9 protein-coding genes and 2 pseudogenes are annotated in these 8,521 nt (G+C 54.0%); 2 read left to right on the top strand and 9 right to left on the bottom strand.

All coding sequences use genetic code 11. The annotated features are described in order from the left end of the window. Positions 1-216, top strand: a 216-nt coding sequence (locus BVER_RS34560) for a transposase (RefSeq protein WP_232316777.1), incomplete at its 5' end; no start/stop codon positions are given. On the opposite strand, the gene BVER_RS30710 is transcribed toward BVER_RS34560, so the two are convergent. The 8 genes from BVER_RS30710 to BVER_RS25730 all read right to left on the bottom strand — a co-directional run bounded on the left by BVER_RS30710 (position 154) and on the right by BVER_RS25730 (position 7,606). Next, positions 154-699 (bottom strand): GNAT family N-acetyltransferase, encoded by a 546-nt coding sequence (locus BVER_RS30710; RefSeq protein ID WP_083452360.1) that lies wholly within the window; start codon positions 697-699, stop codon positions 154-156. The genes BVER_RS34560 and BVER_RS30710 overlap by 63 nt on opposite strands. A gap of 104 nt (positions 700-803) precedes the next feature. Further along, the gene (locus BVER_RS30705) at positions 804-1,097 is read right to left on the bottom strand and encodes a cupin domain-containing protein (protein WP_198155368.1); all 294 of its coding nucleotides are present in this window, start codon (positions 1,095-1,097) and stop codon (positions 804-806) included. A 96-nt stretch (positions 1,098-1,193) separates the two neighbouring features. Further along, positions 1,194-1,889 (bottom strand): HAD family hydrolase, encoded by a 696-nt coding sequence (locus tag BVER_RS25755; protein ID WP_050455678.1) that lies wholly within the window; start codon positions 1,887-1,889, stop codon positions 1,194-1,196. 286 nt (positions 1,890-2,175) lie between these two features. After that, a complete protein-coding gene (locus tag BVER_RS25750; protein WP_269750808.1) occupies positions 2,176-3,138 on the bottom strand; it encodes a Gfo/Idh/MocA family protein in 963 nt (320 codons plus the stop codon). A 10-nt stretch (positions 3,139-3,148) separates the two neighbouring features. After that, on the bottom strand, positions 3,149-4,333 hold the full coding sequence (locus tag BVER_RS25745) for a family 4 glycosyl hydrolase (RefSeq protein WP_050455676.1): 1,185 nt from the start codon (positions 4,331-4,333) through the stop codon (positions 3,149-3,151). After that, positions 4,330-5,445 carry a DegT/DnrJ/EryC1/StrS family aminotransferase gene (locus BVER_RS25740; RefSeq protein ID WP_083452357.1) on the bottom strand — a complete coding sequence of 372 codons (1,116 nt, stop codon included), beginning with the start codon at positions 5,443-5,445 and terminating at the stop codon, positions 4,330-4,332. Before BVER_RS25740 ends, BVER_RS25745 begins: the two co-directional genes overlap by 4 nt. Beyond that, on the bottom strand, positions 5,442-6,419 hold the full coding sequence (locus BVER_RS25735; protein WP_050455674.1) for an ROK family protein: 978 nt from the start codon (positions 6,417-6,419) through the stop codon (positions 5,442-5,444). Before BVER_RS25735 ends, BVER_RS25740 begins: the two co-directional genes overlap by 4 nt. Next, positions 6,416-7,606: a sedoheptulose 7-phosphate cyclase gene (locus BVER_RS25730; protein WP_050455672.1), complete on the bottom strand. Its 1,191-nt coding sequence runs from the start codon at positions 7,604-7,606 to the stop codon at positions 6,416-6,418. Before BVER_RS25730 ends, BVER_RS25735 begins: the two co-directional genes overlap by 4 nt. 95 nt (positions 7,607-7,701) lie before the next feature. Between BVER_RS25730 and BVER_RS32900 the strand changes: the two are divergent. Then, a pseudogene (locus BVER_RS32900) lies at positions 7,702-8,065 on the top strand (transposase); the annotation flags it as partial. A gap of 271 nt (positions 8,066-8,336) precedes the next feature. Here BVER_RS32900 and BVER_RS25720 read toward each other — a convergent pair. Then, a pseudogene (locus tag BVER_RS25720) lies at positions 8,337-8,521 on the bottom strand (IS5/IS1182 family transposase); the annotation flags it as partial.

The following is an 8,521-nucleotide window of genomic DNA, read 5'->3' as shown; positions in this document are numbered from 1 at the left end:
GCCCTGTACCGTAAGCGCAATCTCGTTGAACGCTTCTTTAAGCGTATCAAGCATTTTCGTCGCGTCGCCACTCGATATGACAAACTCGCCCACAGCTACCTCACCTTTGTCTCCATCGTGTCTGCTCTGGCCGCTTGTAAATGTGAACATGACCTAGTCTTTAGGAATTATGTCTATCAAATAGAAACTTTCGCTCAAGTACAGGGGCAATGCTGAAAGATGGTCATCCGAACTCGTTTTGAGCCAAACTCGCTGCGGTCTGCGACGGTAGGCATAACCGATAGCATGTCTGAGCAACAGCCGCCCTAAACCACACCCGATAAACTGACGTCGTAGCGCCAAATAATATATCTCGATACTACCTAGGCGCATATCGTGCCGAAGCTCAAACCATCCGGCGGGTTGGTCGGCCACAAAAAGCACGTGCCCTTCAACATCAGCTGCCGCCAAATGAGAACCCCACTGAGCGGTTTCCCATGAAATCGCACTGCCCCAATTCCATACCGAAGCGACTTCCCTGTACATGTCCCGATAAATCTCGACTAGTTCGCTTCCTGCGAGTTGGAAACGACACCTATCGGGCATGGTAGGCGCCTGCCAGAAACGTTCACCCGCGTGAAATAATATGTAGGATGTCTTATTAGATGTGCCATGAGCTTGCGGACGGATGGTTTTTTTGGGATGCAAATGGTCGAGCATCGAGTTGTATTCTCGGTAAGAGTGTCTAGTATTCAATCAACTTAGCTAACAATTCCTTCGCATTTGCCAAGCGGGCCAGATGAGGGACGCACGCCATTATGAACTTACGACGTAGCGTCATGTGCTACTGGCACATCGATTACAACAAGTTTGAGCAAGATGTTTCCCACATTGACGAGACCATGCGTACCATTGGGAGGATTGACAACCACATCTCCCGTGGTGACAAACAGAGTTTCATCTTCTATCGTCATTTCGCCCAGCCCTTCCACTATTACATAAATCTCCGTGTCGTGAGGACCATGTCGGTGTAGGCCAATACTGGTATTGGGTTCCAACGCGACGAGGTCTATGTAGTTACAGCCGAGGTCCCCGCAGTTGGCGAGTGCGCGAAACATGAGAACTTCTTTGTGTCCCGCGTGTGCGATATTCGACGTGTACCATGCGTCAGTAAATGACAGTCGAGCACCTAAGCTGTGGCGCGTGTCCATGGTTCAGCCATTGAGGAGTCGAACCAGCGGGGAAAGTTGACGCATATCAGTCAACCGGTGGAAAGGGCCATGAGCGGCGACTAAATGTTCCAGATCCGCTTGATATAGGTCGTAGGGATCGTATAGTACGGCGCGAAGGCCGGCATCGTTAGCGCCTTGGACATCCACAGAGGGCAAATCTCCGACATACAGAGCTTCGTTGGCCTTTACTCCAACCCGCGCGAGCGCCATCTCAAAAATGCGGGAGTCAGGCTTTTGCACCCCAACCACTGCAGAGTCGATGACCGCTTCGAACAATCCCTTCCAGCCGTGGCGGTCGAGTAGAGTTTGAACCGTTCCGTCTGTGTTAGAAATAACCCCGACCCGGACACCTTGGTTGCGCAGGGCCTCGACTGCTTGGCGTGCTTGGTTGTTCGTGCGGTTCCATAAGGAGAAGGCATCGCTGCCATTGATGACCGCCTCAACGCCGGCAAGCCCGGCCTCAGCGTACACCAAGCTGTGAATCAGCATGCGAAAATGGTCGTGCTGCTTCCCCCTTTGATATGCCTCAGCCAATTCGCTGTTGATCTGCTTCCAGCTTGCCGGTGCCTGCTTGGTCAATTGTGTTTGGTTCATGCCAGAAAGCTTCGCCACGGTACCATAGTCGAAATTCATCAGGGTGTTGCCGACGTCGAAGAAAACGACCTTGACTGTTTCCATCTCACTGCTCCATCCAAATTATTCGCACCCAGTTCGCAGAGCACGCCAGTGGAGTTTTTAGCCTCCTTGCCAGACCAAGCGTTTGCGAGCGTAGTCTCTCTTGGCACGACGAGAGGTATTAGGCCAAAACTGCTATGCCAAGGTAGTTATCCCATATATAGTATGCGTATCTAAGCGTTATCTGCACACCGCTCGAATGACAAAAAACAGTCGCAACACTGAATCGCCTGCTGAGCGATATTCCTGCCTAACGGCTAACTGAGGCCTTGAATCGTGCCGATAGGATTCATAGGGCGTCCAGTTCTTCTCTGTAGGCCTCGACCGTTACACGCGTGCCCAGTCGCAACGAATTCCGTATGCAATCGACTACCACCTGGGTCTTGAAAGCGTCGGTAAATGGAGATCGAACAGCCTGCGCGTCACCTGACTCAACGGCGTCGAGAAAACTTTTGGTCTCGCTCAGAAAAGCATCCTCGCTGGATTGTCGTTGGATGGTGGATGTTTGCCAAGGCGCATCGGACAAGTAGAAATCCCATCCACTCAGAACAATCGGCGTGTCCTGCGTAAACAAGCGCAGGCCGATGTCCTTTTCCGTTGCCGAACACGAATAAACAAAAGTACCTATGCAACCAGATTGCATACGCAGCATGACGGAGACGGTGCTTGAGTCGCTCACTCCCTGTATGGCGGTCACTTGATCTACCTCACCAAGCAGATATCGGATCAGGTCGACAATGTGGGTGGCCTGCTCATTGAGGGGGCCGCCCGATTGGGCGGGGTCTGCCCACCAGGGCACCATGTAAGGTTTGCAGATCCAGTGGGCTTGGAAGCCGAGGATCGGTATGTCTTCGATACGCTTTCTAACTTCCTCGATTGGAGAACGATAGCGATTCATGTAGCCTACCGCGAAGATGCGATCGCGGGGTAGCGTCATACCGAGCAGTGACAAGCTGTGTCGGGCAGAAAGGTGTATTGGCTTCTCGACGAAAACATGCTTATCCAGTCGAGTGGCGATTTCCATTGCCGCCCTGTCGCTGGGTGGAGTGCATACGAACACTGCATCCAGTTCGGACCAATTCATTTCGGCAAGCGAGGCGACCGCCCTACTGTTGTGAACGTCAGCTACCTGAGATGCTCGACTGCTGTCTACGTCAAAGACATATCGGACACGATGGCTCACGCACTTCAGAGCTTGAGCTCGGACGAGACCCATGCGGCCGCAACCTACAATAGCAATGACTGGTTTCATCATGTCTATTTCAAACGTCAATCAGGTCGGCAGCGATCCGTACTTGATCGCAACACAATAGTGGGTCTAATTTCAGAGCAGCGACCACAGCAGCGCGTGTACGGCATCGTGTGGCTGTCAACACTGATTCCTCGTGTTGACGGAAGCGAGCCATCCACTCGGCGACGAGGGGAGGCGGTGGACCAGGAGACTTGATCGTCAGTTTGTCTCGGTCCAGCCTGACCATCCTTTCCTGTGCAATGTCATTGGAACCACCAATGTTTGCCGTGCAGGTGATGGATGGGGCATGCCCTAAAAGAACGGCAATGGTCGGTACGACAGCGTGTTCATACCAAGGCATGCTCCGCGCGCGTATGGATGGTGGATAAACAGCCGGTCTTTGGAGAAGTTCTTGGTATGCCCGTTCACGCACCTTCTTCAGTGCATGCGCCCGGCCTGGCTCATGAATGGGCTGTCCGTTCAGCATCCTGAAGTACTTCAATGGAACCGCATCAAGTTGTGCAATGAGTTCGGATCCTATGTCGCAAACGCCATTGTCCACCCGCTCGTCGCAAAGAGCAGTCAAGAGCTTTGGGAGCACGTTCTCGTCCCCAACGCGCAGGTTGTAGAGAAAGCCGCGGTGGTTAAGGCCCACGTAATCCCACGCCAACTCGGGTACGGTGACGCCCAGAAGATCGACAATATGCCTGTGCGTTACTGTGGGTAGCTCGCATAACCCTAGACAGAGCTGCAGACCGGTTCCAGCGATTAACGATGTGGAAATGCCCAACGGATTGACCAGATTGAGGATCCAAGCGTCTGGGCACCGACGCAGGGCAGTTGACGAGAACGCCAGCACGCCTTCGGCGATCCTCAATGCCGCCTGCAATCCACCTGGGCCAAGTGTCTCATCGACGAGCGTATTCAGCATCGAGGCCAGCCGTTCATCTTGAAAGCGGCCCTCTAGGCCACCATACCGTGCTTGATGTACCACAATGTCCGCGCCATCCAATGCTTCATCAAGATCCGACATCGCTAGAATGCGCCATGCCGGTAGGGTTGCGGCTGCGAAATGCCGAACCAGTTCGAGTGCATCGAGGTTCCTGCCGTGCAGTCTCAGTTCATAAGGCTGCTCTCTCAGCTCCGTCAAAGCAAGTTGATGGAACAGTTCGACCGTGAATGGACTGCTGCCTCCGACGATTGCAAGCGTGCTCATCTCCCCGCTCCATAAAAGGATCGGACACCGCCGCACACGGTATTGATCTCCGTTTCGCTCATATCCGGACGGATGGGCAGACATAAAGTATTAGCGGCCAAGTCTTCAGCTACTGGAAACTGCCCCCGGTTCCACCCCTGCGCTTTAAAGGCCGGTTGTAGGTGAATCGGTTGGGGGTAGCGGACAACTGCATCTATCCCTGCCCGGATTAAGTGATCGAGCAAATCATCCCGCGCGTCGGTTTTTATCTGGAAAAGATTATAGACATGCGTGGATCCAGCAGGCGTTTCCTGAAAAACCAATGGCAATCCGGCGAGTTGCTCCCTGTAGTTCGCAGCGATCCGCTGACGACTCTCGTTCCAAGCATCGAGCAGGGCGAGTTTCCAATTCAGGATCGTGGCCTGAATCGAGTCCAGCTTGCTATTAATTCCTAATGCAACATGCTCGTTTTGCCTGCGCTGACCAAGACTCCTGATAACACGCATCTTGTCGGCAAGGACTGCACTGTCTGTGACGCAAGCACCCGCATCGCCAGCCGCAGCGAAGTTCTTGCTCGGATGAAAGCTAAAGCAGCCAATCTCACCGAATGTTCCGGCTCGCTTTCCCTCGAATCTAGCACCATGACATTGAGCCGCGTCCTCCAATAGGTACACCCTTTGAAGTTGAGACAACCGCGCCAATGCATCCATTGGTGTGCAGGCACCGTACATATGTGCAGGCAAGATGGCACGTGTACTGGAGGTGATTGCATGTTCGACCTGAGCAACATCCATCAGGAAGGTGTGAGGGTTCGCATCGACGAGTACCGGGGTAGCACCGACAAAGCAGATAGTCGCCACGGTCGCGTAGAAGGTGTTTGCTTGTGTAATCACCTCGTCGCCTTGACCTATGCCTAGGGCCATCATGGCGATGATGAGCGCGTCGGTGCCGCTGTTGATCCCAATTGTGTGACCCGTGTCCAGATAGCTGGCGAACGCCGACTCGAACTGCTTAACCTCGTCCGTCAGAATATAACGCCCTTCGAGGATCTGCGTCCCGATGTTTTCCATCAGACGGTCAAATGATGGACCGAACTGCTCAGAGTAGTTGTACCGCGACACGCTCAAAGTCATGCGTTTCTCCTGTCTTCACCATACCGCCCCGCGCCTACGAGTCCGTTGTCGTCATCAACGTAACCCATCTGAAATGCGGTACCCCAACCCGGCCAGTTGTAGTGCTCGTTGCATTGCCTAGCCATCAGGGATATGTAGGGTGTGCCAACCGCAAACGCGAAGCCACCAATCACGATATAGCGCTCCACACCGACTATGGATCGCGTAGCAGCCAATCCTGCCGCAAGAGGTATAAGCGATGTTTCGATGCAATTCGTTGTCCAAGGGTCCCCTGTGACGAACGCCTGTGCGATATCCATGGTGTTCATTGCTGTACCGGCCAATCGTGACGCCGCGAAACCCAAAGGATCCTTGTTCGCCTGTCCCTGGACTAAGCTCGCGACTCCGCGCCCAGAGGCATAAGCCCCTATGTGACCAATTTCTCCGCAGTCGCATATTGGCGCATCGGGAATAGAACTCCACGTCACATGCCCCAACTCGCCCGCATCGAAGCTGACGCCGAGAACAGGAACGCTATTGAGGAAGAGCTTGGCGCCTATTCCCGACCCTATGGATACCAAGCAGAAATCTTTCTGGCCATCGCAAGCGTATCGATACCCAGCAGCAGTGATGTCGTTCATCACTGTCGTGGGAAGGCCCACAGCAGCACTTAGCCGCGTTTTGAAAGGAAAAGGTCTCGAAAGTTGCTCACCCAGGATGGTGGGGGCTCCCAGGAGAAGGCCCTCCTCGTTCACGGGACCTGGTACCCCTGCCACAACGGCTTCCGGCCTGTGTCCGCTCTGGGCTATCAGCGCAAGGGCGGCATGGCGCATCGCATCGATCACTTGATCAAGCAGCACGGTTTGCCGTGTGCCACTACGCTGGTAATTCGGAGTGGGGCAAACCTCCCGGATCAGTAATTGGCGTTCGCTAGTGCTGTAGAGGCCACACCGTAAGGAGGTTCCTCCCAAATCGTAGGTCAGAAGGATGGTCACCCTAACGCTCCTTCGCTAAAGGGCCGTTGAAGACACTCGCACGCCTCCATGACCTCTTGCAGGCTCACGTCATTCAGAAATGTCGTCTTTCCAATCGCCGTAGGAACCGGGATACGCTGCAGTCCGTCTCGGTGCTTGACCACATCATCAAGCGCGGTTTGCATGTTTGCGGCCGTGCAATCAGAGTTGATGACGGGTAAACCCATGTGATCGGTCAGTGCGATGATACGGTCAGCAGCAGTAGTATCGATTAAATGCCGTCTGGCCGCAATCACGGTCGAAATGCACATGTCAATAGCAACCGCTTCACCATGAAGCAAGTAGTCCACTTTGAGCATTTCGATCACCGGGCTGAAAGTATGACCGAAGTCCACCACGCGGTAGAGGTCGTGCTCCCAGAGGTTGGGCTCCAATTCTTCTAGCATGCGCTGAATGGAGAGGTTAATAATCCTCAGCGATACCGGCGAGGATTCCGCGCATGCCTCGACCAAATCCGACGCATGAGACTCCAGAAGTTGAAATAGCGTCGCATCCGATACGATTGCCATCTTGAGCACTTCGGCAAGACCGTTGCGGATGTGCCGTGTGGGTAGTGTGGCCAGAAACGTGGTGTCGAGAACGGCTGCTATGGGTGCGCAATAGCTACCGATGCGATTTTTGTGGAGGCCGAAGTTCACACCGGTCTTGATTCCTATACCTGCATCCACGATCCCTAAGAGGGTGGTTGGCACGCGCACGTAAGGGACATGCCGTCTATAAATGCTAGCGGCGAAGCCAATGGTATCCATCAAGCAGCCACCGCCAATGGCGATCACCGGTTCACTTCGCCTGTTGATCCCGAATTGGGCCATCTGCTCGACTGTGCGTTCGACCAGACGCAGATTTTTGGTTTTTTCCGTAGCACTTAGGACCACGATTCGCGAGCCTTCGCCGCAGAAGAAGCGATTAATAGCTCCCGAATAAAAGCGGAAGACCTCGCTTTCGACAAAAACAAGACGACGGGCGCGATCTTCGCGGTAGTTTTTCTCCGGAACTCCCAACTGCAATAGAAGGGGATTGCTCGAGAGCAAAACACCGTTGGCGCGAATGACTTTGTATGTCACATCAAAGCTTGCAGAAACGTCCCAATACTGGCAGTCTTCAGCTCGCTGAATACTGGGTTGAGCTGGTGACAGCACCATGTTCATGCCCTCCGCTAGCAATGAAACTGCTCGTCAACACCTATCCTACGGACTTCTGGATGTTAATCACCTGTCCATTTGGACAGGTGTGCGCGGTCGAGCACTTCATTAGATTCTCATCACAGCCAGTGCACGGGGAGGAAACAAGTGGTTTATGCCGACGTCGAATACCAGGGAATCGAAAAGCGCGGGCAAACTGCCTCGGCCCGATGGCTTGCTGCGGTGCACCGCAGCAAGCGAAAACAGATGAACTTGAAGAATCGTGTCGATGCGATATACGACAAAATAGAACGACTGAAGGCCGGCATTCGTGCGAAGGTTGAGTATCCTTTCCGAACCCTCAAGCGACAGTTTGGCTACGTGAAGACGCGATACCGGGGATTGACGAAGAACACCGCTCAAATCACTACGTTACTTGCGCTGGGCAATTTATGGATGATGCGCAAGGCGCTGCACAAAGCGTAAAAGATGCCGCGCACGATGAACCCGGCCTCGAGATTCTGCTCCATTTTACAAATTGCGGGCCCTAGCGGCTCGGTCACCGATATTGACAGGCCGGCTTGTCGTGCCGGAAGATCAGCCCTGACATACTGTTCCCGTCTTACCTTGGTCCCCCCTGAACGAGCAGGCATTTGAAACGTGTTGTGCAGAGCCTCCTTAACTCGTCGGGCCTGCAAAATTGAATTTGCCGGAATGGACCCGACGACGCAGTCTGGTGCAGACGTAAACGCACATCTCAGCCAGGTCTGCAGCGCACGAGTAGAGGTTGAGGCATGACGTTGAGCTGAAAACGCGCCCACGCGAGCAGCAAAAAGAATATAGGGCCAAGGCCCAGACGAACGATCGCGCGCAGCAGCCAGCGCAGGTTGTAGCCGGCCGCACACAGCACCGCATGCAGCGCGTCGCCGGTTTGCCCCTTGA

This window comes from Candidatus Burkholderia verschuerenii (genome assembly GCF_001189365.1).
GTDB classification, from domain to species: Bacteria; Pseudomonadota; Gammaproteobacteria; order Burkholderiales; family Burkholderiaceae; genus Caballeronia; species Caballeronia verschuerenii.
Note: the sequence above shows the minus strand (reverse complement) of the source record. Positions and strands in the feature narration are given on the sequence as shown.

What these genes read in the sequence shown, in the direction of transcription:
- BVER_RS25755 (WP_050455678.1), bottom strand. Translation starts at nt 1,889, where the DNA reads ATGGAAACAGTCAAGGTCGTTTTCTTCGACGTCGGCAACACCCTGATG.
- BVER_RS30710 (WP_083452360.1), bottom strand. Translation starts at nt 699, where the DNA reads ATGCTCGACCATTTGCATCCCAAAAAAACCATCCGTCCGCAAGCTCAT.
- BVER_RS25745 (WP_050455676.1), bottom strand. Translation starts at nt 4,333, where the DNA reads ATGAGCACGCTTGCAATCGTCGGAGGCAGCAGTCCATTCACGGTCGAA.
- BVER_RS25730 (WP_050455672.1), bottom strand. Translation starts at nt 7,606, where the DNA reads ATGAACATGGTGCTGTCACCAGCTCAACCCAGTATTCAGCGAGCTGAA.
- BVER_RS25740 (WP_083452357.1), bottom strand. Translation starts at nt 5,445, where the DNA reads ATGACTTTGAGCGTGTCGCGGTACAACTACTCTGAGCAGTTCGGTCCA.
- BVER_RS30705 (WP_198155368.1), bottom strand. Translation starts at nt 1,097, where the DNA reads ATGTTTCGCGCACTCGCCAACTGCGGGGACCTCGGCTGTAACTACATA.
- BVER_RS25750 (WP_269750808.1), bottom strand. Translation starts at nt 3,138, where the DNA reads ATGAAACCAGTCATTGCTATTGTAGGTTGCGGCCGCATGGGTCTCGTC.